The organism is Saccharothrix xinjiangensis (genome assembly GCF_039527585.1).
GTDB classification, from domain to species: Bacteria; Actinomycetota; Actinomycetes; order Mycobacteriales; family Pseudonocardiaceae; genus Actinosynnema; species Actinosynnema xinjiangensis.
In genome coordinates this window covers 976,623-994,649 of the sequence record NZ_BAAAKE010000001.1, presented here as the reverse complement: position 1 = coordinate 994,649, position 18,027 = coordinate 976,623, and the positions used below count along the sequence as shown (strand labels likewise).

Annotated in this window: 16 protein-coding genes; 7 read left to right on the top strand and 9 right to left on the bottom strand. The window is 72.5% G+C overall.

Translation table 11 applies throughout. The annotated features are described in order from the left end of the window. The first annotated feature begins 52 nt into the window (after positions 1–52). From ABD223_RS04680 to ABD223_RS04670, 3 genes are all read left to right on the top strand, one after another. Complete coding sequence (locus tag ABD223_RS04680; RefSeq protein ID WP_344034578.1) at positions 53–694, top strand: response regulator transcription factor; 642 nt, start codon at positions 53–55, stop codon at positions 692–694. Positions 695–961: 267 nt separating this feature from the next. Further along, a complete protein-coding gene (locus ABD223_RS04675) occupies positions 962–2,800 on the top strand; it encodes an acyl-CoA dehydrogenase (RefSeq protein ID WP_344034577.1) in 1,839 nt (612 codons plus the stop codon). Between the two features lie 393 nt (positions 2,801–3,193). Further along, positions 3,194–3,652, top strand: coding sequence for a hypothetical protein (locus tag ABD223_RS04670; protein ID WP_344034576.1), 459 nt, complete (start codon positions 3,194–3,196; stop codon positions 3,650–3,652). 127 nt (positions 3,653–3,779) lie between these two features. Here ABD223_RS04670 and ABD223_RS04665 read toward each other — a convergent pair whose 3' ends face one another. The 4 genes from ABD223_RS04665 to ABD223_RS04650 all read right to left on the bottom strand — a co-directional run bounded on the left by ABD223_RS04665 (position 3,780) and on the right by ABD223_RS04650 (position 9,351). Continuing rightward, positions 3,780–4,526 (bottom strand): DUF1206 domain-containing protein, encoded by a 747-nt coding sequence (locus ABD223_RS04665; RefSeq protein WP_344034575.1) that lies wholly within the window; start codon positions 4,524–4,526, stop codon positions 3,780–3,782. Between the two features lie 115 nt (positions 4,527–4,641). Next, positions 4,642–6,363 carry a VanW family protein gene (locus ABD223_RS04660; RefSeq protein WP_380647433.1) on the bottom strand — a complete coding sequence of 574 codons (1,722 nt, stop codon included), beginning with the start codon at positions 6,361–6,363 and terminating at the stop codon, positions 4,642–4,644. 789 nt (positions 6,364–7,152) lie between these two features. Next, entirely contained in the window at positions 7,153–7,476 is a 324-nt protein-coding gene (locus tag ABD223_RS04655) for a GroES family chaperonin (RefSeq protein WP_344034573.1), read from the bottom strand. A 9-nt stretch (positions 7,477–7,485) separates the two neighbouring features. Further along, positions 7,486–9,351, bottom strand: a complete 1,866-nt coding sequence (locus tag ABD223_RS04650; RefSeq protein WP_344034572.1) for an NHL domain-containing thioredoxin family protein — start codon at positions 9,349–9,351, stop codon at positions 7,486–7,488. Between the two features lie 98 nt (positions 9,352–9,449). Between ABD223_RS04650 and ABD223_RS04645 the strand changes: the two genes are divergently transcribed. Beyond that, positions 9,450–10,655: a Shedu anti-phage system protein SduA domain-containing protein gene (locus ABD223_RS04645; RefSeq protein WP_344034571.1), complete on the top strand. Its 1,206-nt coding sequence runs from the start codon at positions 9,450–9,452 to the stop codon at positions 10,653–10,655. A gap of 202 nt (positions 10,656–10,857) precedes the next feature. Here ABD223_RS04645 and ABD223_RS04640 read toward each other — a convergent pair whose 3' ends face one another. Together ABD223_RS04640 and ABD223_RS04635 are read right to left on the bottom strand one after the other, a co-directional pair. Then, positions 10,858–11,229 carry a PIN domain-containing protein gene (locus tag ABD223_RS04640; RefSeq protein ID WP_344034570.1) on the bottom strand — a complete coding sequence of 124 codons (372 nt, stop codon included), beginning with the start codon at positions 11,227–11,229 and terminating at the stop codon, positions 10,858–10,860. Between the two features lie 428 nt (positions 11,230–11,657). Continuing rightward, on the bottom strand, positions 11,658–11,804 hold the full coding sequence (locus ABD223_RS04635; RefSeq protein ID WP_344034569.1) for a hypothetical protein: 147 nt from the start codon (positions 11,802–11,804) through the stop codon (positions 11,658–11,660). 293 nt (positions 11,805–12,097) lie between these two features. Between ABD223_RS04635 and ABD223_RS04630 the strand changes: the two genes are divergently transcribed. Further along, positions 12,098–12,721 carry an SIMPL domain-containing protein gene (locus ABD223_RS04630; protein ID WP_344034568.1) on the top strand — a complete coding sequence of 208 codons (624 nt, stop codon included), beginning with the start codon at positions 12,098–12,100 and terminating at the stop codon, positions 12,719–12,721. Positions 12,722–12,908: 187 nt separating this feature from the next. Here ABD223_RS04630 and ABD223_RS04625 read toward each other — a convergent pair whose 3' ends face one another. Both ABD223_RS04625 and ABD223_RS04620 read right to left on the bottom strand, forming a co-directional pair. Next, on the bottom strand, positions 12,909–14,012 hold the full coding sequence (locus ABD223_RS04625) for an OmpA family protein (protein WP_344034567.1): 1,104 nt from the start codon (positions 14,010–14,012) through the stop codon (positions 12,909–12,911). Between the two features lie 64 nt (positions 14,013–14,076). Beyond that, positions 14,077–15,345: an acetyl-CoA C-acetyltransferase gene (locus tag ABD223_RS04620; protein ID WP_344034566.1), complete on the bottom strand. Its 1,269-nt coding sequence runs from the start codon at positions 15,343–15,345 to the stop codon at positions 14,077–14,079. Between the two features lie 88 nt (positions 15,346–15,433). Here ABD223_RS04620 and ABD223_RS04615 point away from each other — a divergent pair, with 88 nt between their 5' ends. Beyond that, complete coding sequence (locus ABD223_RS04615; RefSeq protein WP_344034565.1) at positions 15,434–16,762, top strand: 3-oxoacyl-ACP reductase; 1,329 nt, start codon at positions 15,434–15,436, stop codon at positions 16,760–16,762. Continuing rightward, positions 16,762–17,571 carry a MaoC/PaaZ C-terminal domain-containing protein gene (locus tag ABD223_RS04610; protein ID WP_344034564.1) on the top strand — a complete coding sequence of 270 codons (810 nt, stop codon included), beginning with the start codon at positions 16,762–16,764 and terminating at the stop codon, positions 17,569–17,571. Before ABD223_RS04615 ends, ABD223_RS04610 begins: the two co-directional genes overlap by 1 nt. Here ABD223_RS04610 and ABD223_RS04605 read toward each other — a convergent pair. Next, positions 17,561–17,992, bottom strand: coding sequence for a MarR family winged helix-turn-helix transcriptional regulator (locus ABD223_RS04605; RefSeq protein WP_344034563.1), 432 nt, complete (start codon positions 17,990–17,992; stop codon positions 17,561–17,563). The genes ABD223_RS04610 and ABD223_RS04605 overlap by 11 nt on opposite strands. Between the last annotated feature and the right edge of the window lie 35 nt (positions 17,993–18,027).

Below are 18,027 nucleotides of genomic sequence, written 5' to 3'. Positions count from 1 at the left end.
CAACGCGCGCCCCCCGACGGCCGGCGGTGAACGTCGCGCCCCCGTGCCCGGCGTGGCGCTCGTCGACCCCGTCCCCCTGCTCCGGGAAGGGCTGGCGGCGGTGGTGCGGCGGACACCGGGGCTGCACTGGCTCGGCTCCACCGGGCAGCCGAACTCGGCCGTGCGGCTGCACGAGCGCCTGCGGCCGGACGTGCTGCTGATCGACTCGGTGCTGGACCCGCAGGGGCAGCTGGCGACCCTGCTGACCGGCAACGACCCGGCGCTGGCGGTGGTCTCGCTGGTGCGCGAGCCGCACCGGACGGCGAAGTACGTGCGGGTCGCCCTGGCCGCGGGCGTGCGCGGCCTGGTGCCGCGGGCCGGCGAGGTCGGCGAGGTGGTGCAGGCGATCGTGCGCTCCTACACCGACCGGGTGTACCTGGACCCGACCCTGGCGCCCCTGGCGGCCGGTTTCACGCCCACCGCGGAGGCCGGCTCGCGGCGTTCCCTGTCGCGGCGGGAGTACGAGGTGCTCCAGCTGATCGCGGACGGGCTGGAGAACCAGGCGGTGGCCGGCGAGCTGTACGTGTCGGTGGAGACGGTGCGGACGCACGTGAAGAACATCCTGCGCAAGCTGCGGGCGCGGGACCGGACGCACGCGGTGTCGCTGGCCTACCAGGCGGGACTGCTGACGGGCGGCTCGCAGGCGCGCACCTGACCGGTCGCCTCGACCACCGGCGACGTCCCACCGGGCGACGTCCCACCGGGCGGGGCGACGCCGAACCGCCCGCCCCCGGTCGTCGCGGCCCGCGTGCCGCCCTCCGGGACCCGTCACGTGCGCGGACGGGTGGATCCGGCGACCGTGGACCACCCGTTCCGTTCACCACAACGCGTCGAGCGGCCTTGCCGGGGTTACTGACAGGTAATACCCTGTTGTTACCGGTCAGTAGGGGACCGCCCCGACCAGCATGGAGTGAGCGACGAGATGGGTCACTACAAGAGCAACGTCCGGGACCTCGAATTCAACCTGTTCGAGGTCTTCAACGTGCAGGACCACCTCGGCACGGGGCCGTTCGAGCAGTCCGACGAGGACACCGCGCGCGGCGTGCTTGCCGAGCTCAACAACCTGGCGGTCGGCCCGCTGGCGGAGTCCTTCGCCGACGCCGACCGCAACCCGCCCGTCTTCGACCCGAAGACGCACTCGGCCACGCTGCCGGACTCCTTCAAGAAGTCCTACAAGGCGCTCTGGGACGGCGAGTGGTACCGCCTGTTCCTGCCGGACGAGCTGGGCGGCTACGGCACCCCGCCGTCGGTGCGGTGGGCGGCGGCCGAGCTGATCCTCGGCTCGAACCCGGCGGTCTTCATGTACCTCGCCGGCCCGAGCTTCGCCTCGATCGTGCACCGCAACGGCACCGCTCAGCAGCAGCGCTGGGCCGAGCTGATGATCGAGCGCGGCTGGGGCGCCACCATGGTGCTGACCGAGCCGGACGCCGGTTCCGACGTGGGCGCCGGCCGCACCAAGGCCGTCCGGCAGGAGGACGGCACCTGGCACCTCGACGGCGTGAAGCGGTTCATCACCTCGGCCGACCAGGACATGACCGAGAACATCGTGCACATGGTGCTGGCCCGCCCTGAGGGCCCCGGCATCGAGGCCAAGCCCGGCACCAAGGGCCTGTCGCTGTTCCTGGTCCCGAAGTGGCACTTCGACCCCGAGACCGGCGAGTCGACCGGTGAGCGCAACGGCGCCTTCGTCACCAACGTCGAGCACAAGATGGGCCTGAAGGTCTCCACCACGTGCGAGCTGACCTTCGGCCAGCACGGCGTCCCGGCCAAGGGCTGGCTGCTGGGCGAGGTGCACAACGGCATCGCGCAGATGTTCCAGGTCATCGAGTACGCCCGCATGATGGTCGGCACCAAGGCCATCGGCACCCTGTCGACCGGCTACCTCAACGCCCTGGCCTACGCCAAGGAGCGGGTGCAGAGCGCCGACCTGACCCGGATGACCGACAAGACCGCGCCGCGCGTCACCATCACCAACCACCCGGACGTGCGCCGCAGCCTGATGCTCCAGAAGGCGTACGCCGAGGGCCTGCGCGCGGTCTACCTCTACACCGCGACGCAGCAGGACAAGGTCGACCTGGGCGGCCCCGACGCGGAGCTGGCGGAGAAGGTCAACGACCTGCTGCTGCCGATCGTCAAGGGCGTCGGCTCGGAGCGGGCCTACGAGCAGCTGGCGCAGTCGCTCCAGACGCTCGGCGGCTCCGGCTTCCTCCAGGAGTACCCGATCGAGCAGTACATCCGGGACTCCAAGATCGACTCGCTGTACGAGGGCACCACGGCCATCCAGTCGCTGGACTTCTTCTTCCGCAAGATCATCCGCGACAAGGGCCAGGCCCTGGGCTTCCTCAACGGCGAGATCCAGAAGTTCCTGGACAACGAGGGCGGCAACGGCCGGCTCAAGGAGGAGCGCGCGCTGCTCAAGCAGGCGCTGGAGGACCTCCAGGGCCTGCTGGGCGCGATGGTCGGGTTCCTGACCAGCTCGCAGGAGGACGTGCGCAACCTCTACAAGGTCGGCCAGAACACCGTCCGCCTGCTCATGACCGCGGGTGACGTGCTGGTCGGCTGGCTGCTGCTGCGGCAGGCCGAGGTCGCGCTGACCAAGCTGGCCGGCACGCCGTCGGCCCGGGACAAGGCGTTCTACGAGGGCAAGGTCGCGGTGGCGTCGTTCTTCGCCAGGAACGTGCTGCCGGAGCTGACCGCGCGCCGCAAGATCGCCGAGACCACCGACAACTCCCTGATGGACGTGGACGAAGCCGCCTTCTGATCCTGGAATCGTCAGACCTCCGGGGCAGAATGAAAGCAGGGGTTCCCTTGGCGGGGACCCCTGCTTTTGCTGTGGGCGGGGGTGTCCCTGGCGACCGCCGGACGAGCGGGTGGTTGGCGCCTCCCGGCGACACGGCCGCGCGGGACCCGATCCGCGGGCCGGCGCGGGTGTCAGCAGTCCTCTGAGCCGCGCGAACTCGAACCAGGCACCTGCGGCACGCCCCGCGAGCACGAACACACCCGATCAACCGAAGCGGTGTTGTCGTGGGCCGGGAGCCGATTCCGCCCGTCGCGTGCCCCGCAGTGGCACGGGGAGTCCCGGCGAGTTCCGACGTGTCGCGGCCCCGGGAAGACCCCCTGGGCACTTCGGCCCCGGTCGCGGAAGACTGGCTCCATGAGCAACGAGGCGAGGCACGCCGTGGTCGAGGCGCTGGTCGAGCTCGCGCGAAGCCCTGACCACCGGGACAGGGCGGACGCGGGCCGGGGCCTGGCCGGCTTCGCCGAGATGCCCGAGGCCCGGGAGCCGTTGCTGCGACTCGTGCTCGACGGCGGCGACACCTTCGTCACCCGGGTGACGGCGGAAGCCCTGCTCCGGCGTCAGGACCCGTCCGGGCTCGCGGTGGTCGCCTCGGCGCTGGCGGCCGTCGGCCCTGACCGCCCCGACCACCTCGACTGGATCCACACGGCGGTGCTCGACGTGTTCACGGTGTTCTCGGGTGAGCGGGACGCGGCCGTGCGGGTGTGCGAGGAGCTGGCCCGGGGCTCCGACGAGCAGGTGCGCCGTGGCGCGGGCCTGCTGATCGACGCGCTTGCCGGGATCGAGCCGATCCTCCGCCCGGCCCGGGGTGGCTGACCGGGCGGGATGCGCGATCGGCCGGCCGGGCCGGTCTCGCTGGGACGTCGGTGACGGTTGACCCGCTCGCCGGCGCCCACCGCGTGGAGGGCGACCCCCGGCGGGGGTCGCCCTCCACGCGCGGACGTCAGCCCTTGTGGGCCTTGGCGGCGGCGAAGCAGTAGACGCCGAAGCCGAGGAAGCCCAGGGCGATGACGGCCAGCACGAAGATGCCGTACGGCTGGGCGGCCAGCGTGTGCAGCGCCTTGTCCATGCCGCCCGACTGCGACGGGTCGGCGTTGATCGCGGCCAGGCCGACGAGGACGCCGATCAGCGCGTACGCCAGGCCCTTGCCGATCCAGCCGATGCGGCCCACGCGCTCGACCCACTGGCGGCTGCCCGGCGGCAGCTGCGACATGTCGAGGTCCTTCTCGAAGGACCTCTTCACGCCCTTGCGGATGATCAGCGCGCCCAGCACGATGATCGCCAGCGCCACCACGCCGACCAGCACCTGGCCGAACGGCACGGCCAGCAGTCGCGCGGTCCAGGTCTGGGACTGCTCGGTGGAGCTGCTCTGGGACGAGCCGGTGGCGTAGTTGATCGCGGCGATCGCGATCGCCACGGCGGTGATGGCGCGGCCCGCCGAGCCGAACCGGTGGTAGATCCGCTTCCGCTTCTCGGTGTCCCAGGTGTAGCCGGAGATCGCCATGGTGGCCTGCCACAGCGCGAACGCGAGCAGGCCGATCGCGAGCACCCAGAGCAGGACCGGGCCGAACGAGGTCTTGGCGATCTCGGCGACGGCGCCCTTCTGGTCGGTCCGCTCACCGCTGTCGCCGAGCACGACCTGCGCCGTCAACGCCGCCAAGAGGACGTGGACGACCCCATAGCACACCATCCCGGCACGTCCTAGGACCTGCACCGCGGGATGTCTCCGCACCTCACTCGCGCTGGTAGCCACGATCGGGTGATACCCAGTCGTGGCTACCGCGAATCACGGATCCGGCGCGGCGTCAACCCTCGCAGATGATCTTGTGGGACGGGTCGTACCGGACGGTGCGCGACTCGTTGCGGCTCTGGCCCGTGCGGCGGTCGGTGATGGTCCGGGTGTCGGTCACCGAGAAGCCCTGCGCGCCGGTGCTCGGGCTGCACGGCTTGGTCGTCACCTTGCGCTCCTGCGGCTCGGTGAAGTTGAACCGCTCGCTGGTCGACCCGGTCACGTCGTAGTTCTTGGTGCCCCACAGCACGATCTTGATCGTCGACGGCGTCCAGATCGTCTGGATCGCCACCCCGGTCTGGTCCGGGTTCGCGAACTTGATGTCGATCAGGCTGTTGCCCGCGGCGTCCATGAACACCGTGGCCTCGCGACCCGCCGGGTACCGCGAGATCCAGTAGCTGTGCTCCTTGTGGCCCGCGTCCTTCATGCCCGCGTAGTACGCGGCGTTGTAGAGCGTCGTGGCGAACTGCGAGATGCCGCCGCCGACCGCGCGGCCGGGGATGCCGTTCTCGATGATGCCCGCGTCGACGTAGCCCTGGGCCCGGCCGCGCGGGCCGGTGAAGCCGTTGAGGCTGAAGGTCTCGCCCGGCTTCACGATCGCGCCGTTGACCTTCTGCGCCACCACGCGGATGTTCGTGCCCGAGTCGGCCGCGAAGCCACTGGTCTGGAACTCGCCGATGATCTCCTTGATGCCCATCTTGTTGGCCTGCTCGGTGGTCACCTTCGCGGGCGTGTGCTTGTACTCCGCCTTGAGCACGCGCTCGTCTTCGCGCTTGAGCACGTCGAGCATCGGGGGCAGGGACTTCTCCCAGTCGACGCCGAGGCCGTCCACCGACTCCTTCACGGTCGGCCGGCCGCCCTCGAACACGATCTCGGCGTCCTTGCCCTCCTTCTCGGTCTCCTTCAGCTGGGGACCGGCGTGCTCGACGACCTTGTTGTTGTCGACCTTCGCGGTCAGCCCGCCGTCGTCGGCGGGCTCGAACACCAGCACGGTGGCCAGCTGCTCGGGCGTGAGCGTCGCGTCCTTGCCCTCGCCCTTGATGATCACCGGCGCGGACGTGGCGGGCTTCGCGACCTCGGCGAGCGCCCGCTCGACGCCCTCGGCGGTGGTCTTGACCGGGGTGGTGGCCACCGGCAGCTCGACCGTGCCGCCGTCCGCCCAGCCGGCCAGCAGCGCGTCCACCGAGCCCGGCGCGTCGAGCTCCTGGCCCTGCTTCGGCTCCACGGCCACCGGGGTCGCGCCCTCGAAGCGGATGGCGCCCTCGGCGGGCTCGCGGTCGGTCGTGCCGCGCAGGCCCTCGACCGCGGCGGTCAGCTTGGCCTCGTCGCTGCGGGTGGCGAAGCCGACCTCGTGGGACGTGAAGAACGAGGTGACGCGCGTGATCGGGGACAGCGGCTGGCTGCCCGCGCGGTCCAGCGTGGCGGCCCAGTCCAGCTCCAGGCCCGCGGCCACCGGGTCGAGCTCGGCGTCCACGTCGCCGGCGCGGGCCTTGACCGGCGCGGCCAGGCGCGGGCCCAGCTCGGCGCGCAGCTTCTCCTCGGCCTCGGCGTGGCCCAGGCCGCCGACGTCCACGCCCGCGACGGTCACGCCGCGCGGCACGTTGCCGCCGGAGACGAGGATGTCCAGGCCGTAGAGGACGACCAGCACGCCGAGCGCGGCCGCGGCGACCAGGCCGACCTTGCGCCTGCTCCTGCGGCGGGCGTCGACCTCGTCGGCCTCGGCGTCCTCGTCCACCATGACCGGGCCGTGCACGGTGGCCTCGGGCTCCGGCACGGACACCGGGGTGCTGAACACCGTGGTGGCCTCGGACGGCGACGGGCCGCGGGCGAAGCCGCCGGGCGGGGTGTGGATGGCCCGGGTCTGCTCGGCGGGGGGCGGCGCCATGGCGCGGGTCGCCTCGGCGGCGGGCACGGTGCGGGCCTGGTCGGCGCGGGCCTGGTCGGCGGGGATGGCGCGCGTGGCGTCGGCGGGGATGGCCTGGGTCGCGTCGGCCGGGGCGACGCGCGTGGCGTCGGCGACGCGGTTCTGCTCGGTCACGCGGGTCTGCTCGGCGGGGCGGTTCTGCTCACCCGACAGGGCGCGCGTCACGTCGCCCGCCGGCTGCATCACCTGCGTGGCCTCGGCGCCGGGACCACCGGTCTTGCCGTTGGTGGCCCGCGGTCCGGTCGGCGGTCCGGCCTGCGGCCCGCCCTGGGCGGCGCCGTTGGCCGGCGGTCCGGGCGGCGTGACGTTCCGGACGGTCGCGGCGGGGTCGGACCCGGCGGCCGCGGCCGCGCTCGCCTCCGCGTCCGGCTCGTCCTGCGGCCACTCGGCCTGGGGCCACGCGGCCTCCTGGACGGACGACGCGGCGATCTGCGTCGTGCGCTCCGAAGCGGTGCCCGACGGGCGGACCGGCTCCATCGCCTTGGTCCGCTCAGCGTCGTACTCCGGTCGCTGGTTCTCCGGCACCGCTCCCCCTCTTGCCTCTCGCAAGGTCCTGGGACTGCTTACCCGACCGCCGTCACGCGACGATCACGGTCGGGGGGATCACAGGTAAAGCCCCGTCCCCTGGTCCGTCGTCCGCTCGGCGGCCGTGGCGTGGACGTCCCGCTCCCTCATCACGAGGTAGGTCTGGCCCTGCACCTCGACCTCGAACTGGTCCTCCGCGTTGAACAGCACGCGGTCGCCGACCTTGACGTGCCGCACGTTGGTGCCGACGCCCATCACATCGCCCCAGGCCAAGCGCTTGGCCATCTGGGCGGTCGCGGGGATCACGATGCCACCGCTGCTGCGGCGCTCGCCGTCCTCCGGTGAGATCCGCACCATCACGCGGTCGTGCAGCATCTGGATCTCGAGCTTGACATCGGCCACCCGCAGAGTCTAGATGGCCTCGTCGAGGCCACCCATCATGAGGGGTAGGCGGTCCGGTCCGTCCTTTTCGACCCGGATCGGCACGCCCCAGTCCTGGCGGGCCAGCTTGCACACCGGGTGCTCGACCGCCGGGTCGTCCGTGCAGCTCGCGGCCTGCGCGACGACGTGCAGCACGCCCTCGGTGAAGCCCTCGGCGACGCGCAGCTCGCGCACCAGGTCCGTGCCGACGCCCGCGCCGCCCTCCAGCAGCCCGGGAGGGGAGCTGGTGACCTCCAGGCGGGTGGACGGGCCGTACCGGTCGTCCAGCTTCTGGCCGGCGGGCGGGGTGAACACGACGGCCAGCTCCAGCCGGCCGGGCGCGACCACGGACGGCGGGCGGCGGACCTCGTGCGCGTCGCCGCTGACGCTGACCAGCCGGGCGCCGGGGGCCACCGGGCGCTCCAGGCGGTGGGCGGCGGAGGCCACGACGACCAGCTCGCCGTCGACCAGGACCGCGTCGGACGGCTCGGCGATGTCCGAGGCCAGGGTGGACACCTCGCCGGTGGTCGGGTCGTAGCGGCGGAGGGCCCCGTTGTAGGTGTCGGCGACGACGACCTGGCCGCCGGGCAGGACCGCCACGCCCAGCGGGTGCTGGAGCAGGGCCTGGTCGGCGGGGCCGTCGCGGTGGCCGAAGGCGAACAGGCCCCTGCCCACCGCGGTGTGCACGGTGCGGTCCGCGTCCAGCCACCGCAGGGCGGAGGTCTCGGAGTCGACCAGCCACAGCCGGTCGCCGTCCGCGGCCAGGCCCGAGGTCTGGGCGAAGAAGGCTTCCGGGGCCGGGCCGTCGTGCAGGCCCTCGACGGTGGTGCCGGCGAGGCGTTCGAGGCGGTTCTCCAGCGGCTTGAACAGCCCGAGCGTGTGGTTGCCCGCCAGCGCGATCGCGACCCCGCCCGCGGGCTCCCACCAGGCGACGTCCCACGGGCTGGTCAGCGCGATCCCGTCGGCGGGGCCGTCGGTCTCCCCGTCGCGCCACTGCTCGCCGGTGCCGGCGACGGTGGTGACCTCGCCGGTGTCGAGGTCCAGGCCGCGCAGCAGGTGGTTGACCGTGTCCGCGACGACGGCGTGGTAGCCGACCCGGGCGGCGACCCCGGCGGGCAGCAGCGCGATGCCGGCCGGCTCGGAGAAGGTGGGTTCGAGGCCGTCCCGGCGGCCGCGCTCGCCCGTGCCGAAGCGGCGCAGGACGGTCTCGCCGTCGCTGTCCAGCTCGACCAGGCGGTGGTGGGCGGAGTCGCTGACCAGCAGGGTGCCGCGCGGGGTGAGCACGGCCTTGGCCGGGAAGCGCAGCTCGGTGGCCGCGGGCGGCGGTGCGACGTACGGGCCGTCGCCGCGGTGGAGGGTGCCCTTGGCCTCGTGCTCGGCGACGACCTCGGAGACGACCTGGCGCAGCGCGTCGAGGTGGCCCTCGCCGGCGGCGACGTGGACGACGTAGCCCTCGGGGTCGACCAGGACGAGGGTGGGCCACGCCTTGACCGCGTAGTTCTGCCACGTGGTGAGCTCGGGGTCGTTGAGCACGGGGTGCTCGACGGCGTACCGCTCGACGGCCGCGGCGACGGCGGCGCGCTCGGCCTCGTGGGCGAACTTGGGCGAGTGCACGCCGATGGTGACCAGGACGTCGGCGAACTCGGCCTCCAGCGGGCGCAGCTCGTCCAGGACGTGCAGGCAGTTGATGCAGCAGAAGGTCCAGAAGTCGAGCAGCACGAGCTTGCCGCGCAGGTCGGCGAGCTTGAGTTCGCGGTCACCGGTGTTGAGCCACTCGCGTCCGACGAGTTCGGGGGCGCGGACGCGGGCACGGCGGCGTGGAGCGGTCGTCACGTGCGGAGTCAACACGATGTTCATGTCCGGTGTTCCGACGCCCAACATGTGAGAGGCAGTCGATATTCGAACCTCTCGGCCCCTGTGAAGGCGCTTGACCACCGCACCAGGATCATCCGACTATGGCGCTCAGGTCGGACTACACGCTCAAGTCCCTGCTCTTATCCCTGCACGAACTGGCCTCCCCGGAGATCGCCCAGCACTTCATGGATGCGCTCGATCTGATGGGCGCACAGAGTCCCTACAAGGGCGGAAAGCGCCTGGTCGAACTACTGGAGTTCATCGCGCGCGAAGCACATCAGTCCGGGGACTCGGCGAGCGAAGAGGGCGCACAGGATGCCATCGCCTACATGACCGGTCGACTATTGGAAACCGATCTGAGCGCCAAGCACGACCTCTACAGCAGCTCCGGACAGTTGTCTGACGTTCACAGTATGCAGACTTCGTTGAGCGCTTTGAGAGCTTTCATCGGACAGGAGATCGAGCAACTTCTTATCAACGATCCGAACGCTACCGCAGCCGACATCCGGGCCTACTATGAACGTGAAGGTGGTCGTGCCCTGCGGTTCGTACGAGCCAGGCGGGCTGGACACTACGGCGCATTCCGGGTCAGGTCGGAAATCGCCGCCTGGCTGATCGATGTCATGGTCGACCGGGTCGAGTTCCACATCGATGAGGGCGTCAACCCACAGGTCGACGCGCTGTTGGCGGCACCCGGCGCCGACCTCTTGATCGCAGCGGCCCAACTCCAGATCAGGCACGGACAGCTGGACGAGTTGCAGGCTGCGGTCGAAAACCCGTTCACCAAGGAGAGCGGATTTCAGCGACTGATGGAGCGCGCATCCTGGCTGTTCGGCGGCGAGTACGTCGGTGTCTCCAGCGTCAGGCGCTTGACGCCGAGAACTGAGGTCGACTTGGCATTGCTGCGACCGGATGGGGTGTTGCACATCGTTGAACTGAAGAAGGCGAACGTCCGGTCGGTGAAACTGCACCGAGGCGTTCCGATCACTTCCGATGACGTGAACCGTGCCGCCGCACAGGTTGCGAACTACCTTCGGGCATTCGATGAGGACCGGACGGGGATTCTGGAACGCCACGGCATCGAGGCGAGGCGCGCGAGCGGCACAGTGGTCATCGGACACCCAATGTACGACGTCGACTTCACCGAACAGCAGGTCGACGAGGTACTGCGGAGCCACAACGCCGACCGCTCGCGGATCGAGATCGTCACCTATAAGCAACTGATCGACAGAGCCAGGCGTGCGCTGGACATCAGCCCGGTCACCAAGCCGAGCGAGGGTACGGGAGGTGATGACCAGGACCGGTGACGCGGGCGGAGTCGGCGGTCGACGTGACCGGGGTGGTCGGCACGCTTCGGCCGAGGAGTGCGGAGTGTCCGGCACGTGGAAAAGTCGGCCTACTGGCAGCAGAAGGTCCGGAAGTCGAGCGGCACGAGCTTGCGCGGGAGCAGCGCGAGTCCGACGAGCAGGCCGGGCGCTGGACCGGGACGCGGCGGGTCGTCGATGCCGCTCACCGGACCGAGCGCGGCCCCAGCACCTCCGCCCCCAGCGCCGCCACCCGCTCGCGCAGCGCGCGATCCGCGGTGACCACGGCGCAGGGCCGGTCCACCCCCTCGGCGCGGACCACGTCCACGATCGCGTCGTCGCCCGACCCGCCGGCGGCGACCACCCGGACGCCCGGGACCGGTTCGACGCCGCGGGCCTTGCCCTCGACCACGAGGACGATCTCCAGCGGGCCGGGGAAGGCGGGGAGTCCCGGCTCCGCGACGCCCAGGAGGCCGTCCCTCAGGCGGGTGGTGGCGGCGGCCCGGTCGCGCCACCAGCCGTCCGGGACGGAGCCGACGACGTTGGCCGCGTCCACGACCAGCAGCGGGAGCCTCACCGGCTCATGCTCTCAGCAAACACTCAAGAAACTGTCGCACCCCGGTGGCACGATGGAGTTGTCCATGGGGGACAAGCCAGAACGCACAGGGGGAAGCAGTGATGATGAGGCGCGCCCGCAGAACGGACGACACCTGGAACGGCTCGGCCACGGTCCGGTAGCCGGCACACGGGAAACCCCGCGGTGCTGCCAGGTCGGGGGTCCGACAGCACCGCGGGGTCATCAGGAACATCGAGACACGATCGTGGACCGTTACATCCACCAAAGGGTGTGGCGCAGATCACGTTTTGAGGTGGGCGAAGCCCTGCCGCGCGGGAGGTGCGGCAGGGCTTCGTCGTTCCCCTTCGCCAGCGCGCGAGCGGCGGGGCGTGTGCCCGGTGTCGATCGGGCTGCCGTCGCGCGGACCGGCGGGAGTGCCGGGTCCCGCGTCAGCGGAGGCCGGAAACCTGGGCCTGGGCGATCGCCATCAGCTCGTGGCGCATCGACGGCGTGGGCGCCATGTCGATCGCCCGGGCGACGGCCTTGCGGTTGCGAGCGTCGACACGACGAGCGCGGAGCTTCGCAGTGAAGTTCATCGGGGGTTCATCCCTCTCAGACATCTCTTGGTGGTGTGCCTCAAGTATGCACCCTGCGAGGTCGCAAAGCACCCGATTATCCGGTGAGGTGCCACACATGCCGATGAATCATCGGCGTCCACCGCGTTGACTCCGAAGATTCCCGCGAAGGACACCTCTTAGACCGGATGCGGTGTCACCAACTCCCGCTCCCCGCCGGCTCGGGTGGTCGACCCACCACCTCCGCCCCATCGGTCGGCCCCGTGGTCAGGCGACGCAGCGTGGGCGAACGGCATCACCGGTAGCGTGGCCCCGTGGCCGAAGTGGTGACCAAGGGCGTCGGCAAGGTCGAGCGGACCGCCGACCGCGCAGAGGTGCAGGTGGGCTTCGAGACGGCGGGCTCGACCCGCGGCGAGGCGGTCGACGCGCTGACCGCGCGGGTCGCCGGCGTGGAGGCGGTGCTGGCCGGGCCGGGCGTCGAGGTCCGCTCGCGGCAGCTCCACGTGCACGACAACTGGGACGGCAAGCGCCGCTCCGGCAGCCGCGCCGCGCAGAACTACGTGGTGCGCGTCGACGACCTCACCCGGCTCGACGAACTGCTCGCCGCGCTGGTGACCGCCGAACCGGGCTGGCTGGGCGGCCCGAACTGGCAGCTCGCGGACGACTCCGAGGCCGTCCGCGCGGCGCAGCGCGAGGCCGTGGCGGACGCGCGACGCCGCGCCGAGGGCTACGCCGGGGCCCTGGGCGCGAGGCTGGGACCGCTGCACCGGCTCGCCGACGGCGACGCCGAGACGTGGGCGGCCGACTCGTCGCGCACGATGGCCGCCTACGGCGGCGGCTCGCCCGGCGTCGGGCCCGAGATGGGCCGGCTGAACCTGGAGGCGCAGCAGATCACCGTCGTGGTCCGCTGCACCGCCACCTGGTCGCTGCTCGACTGACCCGGGGCTCGCGGACCCGGAACCCCGAACCCGAAGAACCCGGGACTCGCGGGACCCGGGGCCAGGGCTCACGGGCTCCGGACCGGCCGTCGGTCCCGGACCAACCTCCAGGCTCCGGACCAACCTCCAGGCTCCGGACCAACCTCCAGGTCCCGGGCCGGCCGCCGAACCGAGCGCCGGGCCCGGACTAGCCGCTGGTGCCCGGCTGCGCCAGCTCCACCACCACGGACCGGTTGCGCGCCGCCGCCTCGGGGATCAGGTCGCCCGAGGAGTCCAGGTCGACGGCCAGCGGCGCGCCGAACCCCGCCCCGACGACCTCGGTCAGCGCCGCCCGGCTCACCCCGAGGTCCACCAGCTCGGCCGCCACGCGCTCGCCGCGGCGCTTGGTCAGGTCGAGCGCGGCCTCGGCCGACTCCGCGCTGGCGGTGCGGACGATGACCCGCGCGGTGGTGCGGCCGTCGAACTTCTCGGCCACCTCCCGCAGCACGTCGCGCGCACCCGGCGCCAGCTCGGTCCCGCCCGGCTCGAACAGCACCGACGTGGGCATGTGCACCAGCGCGTCCTGGTGCTGGACCTCCCCGATGACGACGGCGGGCACATCGGTCCGCGCCACCGGGCCGCCCGCGGGCACCCGGGCGGGGTCGTGGGTGCAGCTCGCCGCGCCGAACCGCTCGCAGATGCCCAGCCACAACCTCACCAGCGCCTCCTGCGCGCCCGGCGGCAGCGGCTGCTGCGCGCCGTCGACCTGGCCGAGGCCGGAGAACACGACCTCCTTGCCCGCGAGGTCGGGCAGCGCGTCGTCCGGCACGGCCCGGACCAGCGCGTCCACGTCGAGGTCGAGGCCGAGCCTGGTCAGGTCGAGCGGGTCGGTGGTCTGGAGGCCGCTGCTGTGCAGCACGAGCAGGGCCGGGCCCTCCGCGGCGGCCATGTCGGCCAGCACGGCCAGCGGGTCCAGGTCGGAGCCCGTCGCGCCGATCTGGGCCAGTTGCCCGTTGAGCCGCGCCACGCGGCCGGTCGCGTCGAGCCCGTCGTCGGAGTCGGCGGAGACGACCTCGTCGGAGTGCGCGGCGCCCGCCGCCTCGCCGTCGCGGTAGACGACGAGGCGGGTCTGCCCGTCCTCGAACTCGGTCGTCAGCCTCTCGGCGACGGTCCTGGTCAGCTCGACCCGCGGCTCGTTGGCCGACGCGGTCACGCCGATGCGGACGGTCGTGGAGTCGCGGGAGCCCTCCCCGCAGGCAGCGCAGGTTGCCGCCACGAGCACGACTGCGGCGAAGAGCCGTGAGTGGTCCATGCCTCTCCAGCGAACGAGGAACGCTGTCTGTTACCTGGACCACTCTTTTGGCGTAACGCGAGGGTTATCGCTCCACGATCGCCGTAACGCCCTGACCACCCGCCGCGCAGATCGAGACGAGGCCTCGGCCGCTGCCGCGCTCGGCCAGGAGCTTGGCCAGCGTGGCCACGATCCGCCCACCGGTCGCGGCGAACGGGTGACCCGCGGCCAGCGACGAGCCGTTGACGTTGAGCTTCGACCGGTCGATCGCGCCCAGCGGCGCGTCCAGGCCGAGCTTCCCCTTGCAGAAGTCCGCGTCCTCCCACGCCTTGAGCGTGGCCAGCACCTGGGACGCGAACGCCTCGTGGACCTCGTAGAAGTCGAAGTCCCGGAGGGTGAGCCCGGCGCGGTCGAGCATCCGCGGCACGGCGTAGGCGGGGGCCATGAGCAGGCCTTCCCCGCCGTGCACGTAGTCGACGGCGGCGGTCTCGCTGAACGTCAGGTAGGCCAGGACGGGCAGGCGGCGGGCCGCGGCCCACTCCTCGGAGGCCAGCAGCACCGCGGACGCGCCGTCGGTGAGCGGCGTGGAGTTGCCCGCGGTCATCGTGGCGCCCTCGCCGCGGCCGAACACCGGCTTGAGCCCGGCCAGCTTCTCCGCGCTGGAGCCCGGCCGCAGGTTCTGGTCGCGGGTCAGGCCCAGGAACGGGGTGACCAGGTCGTCGAAGAACCCGCGGTCGTAGGCGGCGGCGAGGTTGCGGTGGCTGGCCGCGGCCAGCTCGTCCTGCTCCTCCCGGGTGATGCCCCATTCGCGCGCGGTGATGGCGGCGTGCTCGCCCATGGACAGGCCGGTGCGGGGCTCGCCGTTGCGGGGGACCTCGGGCACGACGTGCCTCGGGCGCAGCTTGAGGGCGGCCTTGAGGCGGGCGCCCGCGGTGCGCGCCCGGTTGAACTCCAGCAGCGTCGCGCGCAGGTCCTCGTTCACCGCGATCGGCGCGTCGCTGGTGGTGTCCACGCCGCCCGCGACGCCGACCTCGATCTGCCCGAGCGCGATCTTGTTGGCGACCGCGACGACCGCCTGGAGGCCGGTGCCGCACGCCTGCTGCACGTCGTGGGCCGGCGTGTCGGCCGACAGCCCGCTGCCCAGCACGGCCTCGCGGACCAGGTTGAAGTCGCGGCTGTGCTTGAGCACCGCGCCCGCGACGACCTCGCCGAGCCGCTCGCCCCGCAGGCCGAAGCGGCTGACCAGCCCGTCGAGGGCGGCGGTCAGCAGGTCCTGGTTGGACGCCGCGGCGTAGGGGCCGTTGGAGCGGGCGAAGGGGGTGCGGTTGCCGCCGAGGATCGCTACGCGCGCCATGTCGTCCTCCGGGTGTGTGGGCTGGTGCCGGGCAAATCCTACCTACTGACCAGTAGACTTACCAGCGAGTAGGGGGTGTGATGTCCGCATGGATCGGTACCAGTCGTTCGCCAACTCCGGGTTCGGGCGGTTCGTCGTGGGCAGGCTGGGCCTGCCCCGCCCGCACCCGCTGCGCCGCCACGTCCCCGGCCAACCCCCGCTCGACGGTCCCGTGCTGCTCGGCGGCGGCGGGCGGCTCGTCGAACCCGTCCGCGCCGCGCTGGGGTCGATGGGCGCCGAGGTGGCTGCCGAGGTGGGCACCGACGCCGGCCGGCCCGCCGCGCTCGTGTTCGACGCCTCCGGCATCGACTCGGTCGAGCGGCTGCGCGAGCTGCACGAGTTCTTCCACCCGGTGATCAGGTCGCTCGGCCCGTCCGGTCGGGTGGTCGTCCTGGGCGCGCCGCCCGCGTCGACCGGGTCGACCGGGTCGCGGATCGCGCAGCGCGCCCTGGAGGGGTTCACCCGGTCGGTCGGCAAGGAGCTCAAGCGCGGCGGCACCGCGCAGCTCGTGCTGGTGGCGCCCGGCGCCGAGGACGCGGTCGAGTCGACCCTGCGGTTCCTGCTGTCCGGGCGGTCGGCGTACGTGTCCGGCCAGGTGATCCGGGTCGGACCGGCGCGGGTCGGCGCGCCGGAGGACTGGGAGCGGCCGCTGGCGGGCAAGGTCGCGCTGGTCACCGGCGCGGCGCGCGGCATCGGCGCGGCGATCGCCGAGGTGCTGGGGCGCGACGGGGCGCACGTGGTGTGCCTGGACGTGCCCGCGCAGGGCGAGGAGCTGTCGAAGGTCGCCAACCGGGTCGGCGGGTCGTCGCTCCAGCTCGACGTCACCGCGGCCGACGCGCCGGCCCGGCTCGTCGAGCACCTCGACCTGCGGCACGGCGGCGTGGACGTCGTCGTGCACAACGCGGGCATCACCCGGGACAAGACGCTCGGCCGGATGGACGCCGCCCGCTGGGACGCGGTGGTCGCGGTCAACCTCGCGTCGCAGGTGCGGGTGAACGAGGCGCTGCTCGCCGCGGACGCCCTGCGGCCCGACGGCCGGGTCATCGGCGTGTCGTCCATCGCCGGCATCGCGGGCAACGTCGGCCAGACCAACTACGCCACCACCAAGGCGGGCGTGATCGGCATGGTCGACGCCCTCTCCGCCGAGGTCGCGGGCCGCGCCACGGTCAACGCGGTCGCGCCCGGGTTCATCGAGACGAAGATGACCGCCGCGGTGCCGCTGGTCATCCGCGAGGCGGGGCGGCGCATGAACAGCCTGTCCCAGGGCGGCCTGCCGGTCGACGTGGCCGAGGCGATCGCCTGGTTCGCGCACCCCGCTTCGTCCGGCGTGAACGGCAACGTCGTGCGGGTGTGCGGGCAGAGCCTGCTGGGGGCGTGATGGCGAACCTGACCCTGCTGTACGCGAAGGCGGCGCTGACCGGGTTCGCCCGGCGCGGCTCCGAGCTGCCCGACGCCTCGCTGGACGCCGAGGTGGTCGTCGACCCGGGGCACCTGGCCCGCTACAACCGGGTGTGCGGGTTCGGCGTGCGCGACGAGCTGCCGGTCACCTACCCGCACGTGCTCGCGTTCCCGCTCCAGGTCCGGTTGATGACCGGGCCCGGGTTCCCGTTCCCGCTGCCCGGCCTGGTGCACGTCGCTAACCGGATCACGCGGACGCGGCCGCTGCTGGTGGGCGAGCCGCTGTCGCTGCACGTGGAGCTGGCGGACCTGCGGCCGCACGAGCGCGGGCGGCAGTTCGACGTGGTGACCACGGCGTCCGTGGACGGCGAGGAGGTGTGGGTCGACGTGTCGACCTACCTGCGGCGCGGCGGCGGCTCCCCCTCGGGCGAGCGCGCCGGCGGCGACCGCGCCACCGCGCCGGAGCCCACGGCGGTGTGGCGGGTGCCGGCCGACGCCGGGCGGCGCTACGCCGACGTGTCGGGCGACCGCAACCCCATCCACCTGCACGCGCTCACCGCCAGGGCGTTCGGCTTCCGCCGGGCCATCGCGCACGGGATGTGGTCGAAGGCCCGGTGCGTGGCGGCGTTCGAGGGGCGGCTGCCGGACGCGGTCGAGGTGGACGTGCGGTTCAGGGCCCCGGTCGAGCTGCCCGGCCGGGTGGGCTTCTCGACCACGCCGACCGGTGACGGCCGGCGGTTCGCGCTGTGGTCGGACCGGCCGCACCTGGAGGGGGTGATCAGCGGCTGACGTTGGCCACCAGGGTGCGCAGCAGGTCGCGGAGCCGGTCGGTCTGCCCGGGGTCGAGGTCCATGGTCGCGCCCATCGCGGGCGGCACGTCCTTCGCGCGCCCGCGCAGCTCCTCGCCCGGCCCGGTGAGCACGACGCGCACCGACCGCTCGTCGTCGGCGCGGCGTTCGCGCCGCACCAGGCCGTTGGCCTCCAGGCGCTTGAGCAGCGGCGAGAGCGTGCCGTAGTCGAGCTGGAGCGCGGCGCCGAGGTCCTTGACCGGCACCGAGCCGCGCTCCCACAGCACCAGCATCACCAGGTACTGCGGGTAGGTCAGGCCCAGGTCGTCCAGCAGCGGCCGGTACCGCGCGGTGACGGCCCGCGAGGCGGCGTAGAGCGCGAAGCAGAGCTGGTCGTCCAGCTCCAGGCTGAAGTCCCGCACGGCGTCCTCCTCGAATCCCCTGTGAGCGAGCCCAC

Coding starts and splice junctions, on each gene's coding strand:
- ABD223_RS04675 (WP_344034577.1), top strand. CDS start 962: ATGGGTCACTACAAGAGCAACGTCCGGGACCTCGAATTCAACCTGTTC.
- ABD223_RS04670 (WP_344034576.1), top strand. CDS start 3,194: ATGAGCAACGAGGCGAGGCACGCCGTGGTCGAGGCGCTGGTCGAGCTC.
- ABD223_RS04665 (WP_344034575.1), bottom strand. CDS start 4,526: ATGGTGTGCTATGGGGTCGTCCACGTCCTCTTGGCGGCGTTGACGGCG.
- ABD223_RS04660 (WP_380647433.1), bottom strand. CDS start 6,363: ATGGTGGACGAGGACGCCGAGGCCGACGAGGTCGACGCCCGCCGCAGG.
- ABD223_RS04650 (WP_344034572.1), bottom strand. CDS start 9,351: ATGAACATCGTGTTGACTCCGCACGTGACGACCGCTCCACGCCGCCGT.
- ABD223_RS04645 (WP_344034571.1), top strand. CDS start 9,450: ATGGCGCTCAGGTCGGACTACACGCTCAAGTCCCTGCTCTTATCCCTG.
- ABD223_RS04635 (WP_344034569.1), bottom strand. CDS start 11,804: ATGAACTTCACTGCGAAGCTCCGCGCTCGTCGTGTCGACGCTCGCAAC.
- ABD223_RS04625 (WP_344034567.1), bottom strand. CDS start 14,012: ATGGACCACTCACGGCTCTTCGCCGCAGTCGTGCTCGTGGCGGCAACC.
- ABD223_RS04620 (WP_344034566.1), bottom strand. CDS start 15,345: ATGGCGCGCGTAGCGATCCTCGGCGGCAACCGCACCCCCTTCGCCCGC.
- ABD223_RS04615 (WP_344034565.1), top strand. CDS start 15,434: ATGGATCGGTACCAGTCGTTCGCCAACTCCGGGTTCGGGCGGTTCGTC.
- ABD223_RS04610 (WP_344034564.1), top strand. CDS start 16,762: ATGGCGAACCTGACCCTGCTGTACGCGAAGGCGGCGCTGACCGGGTTC.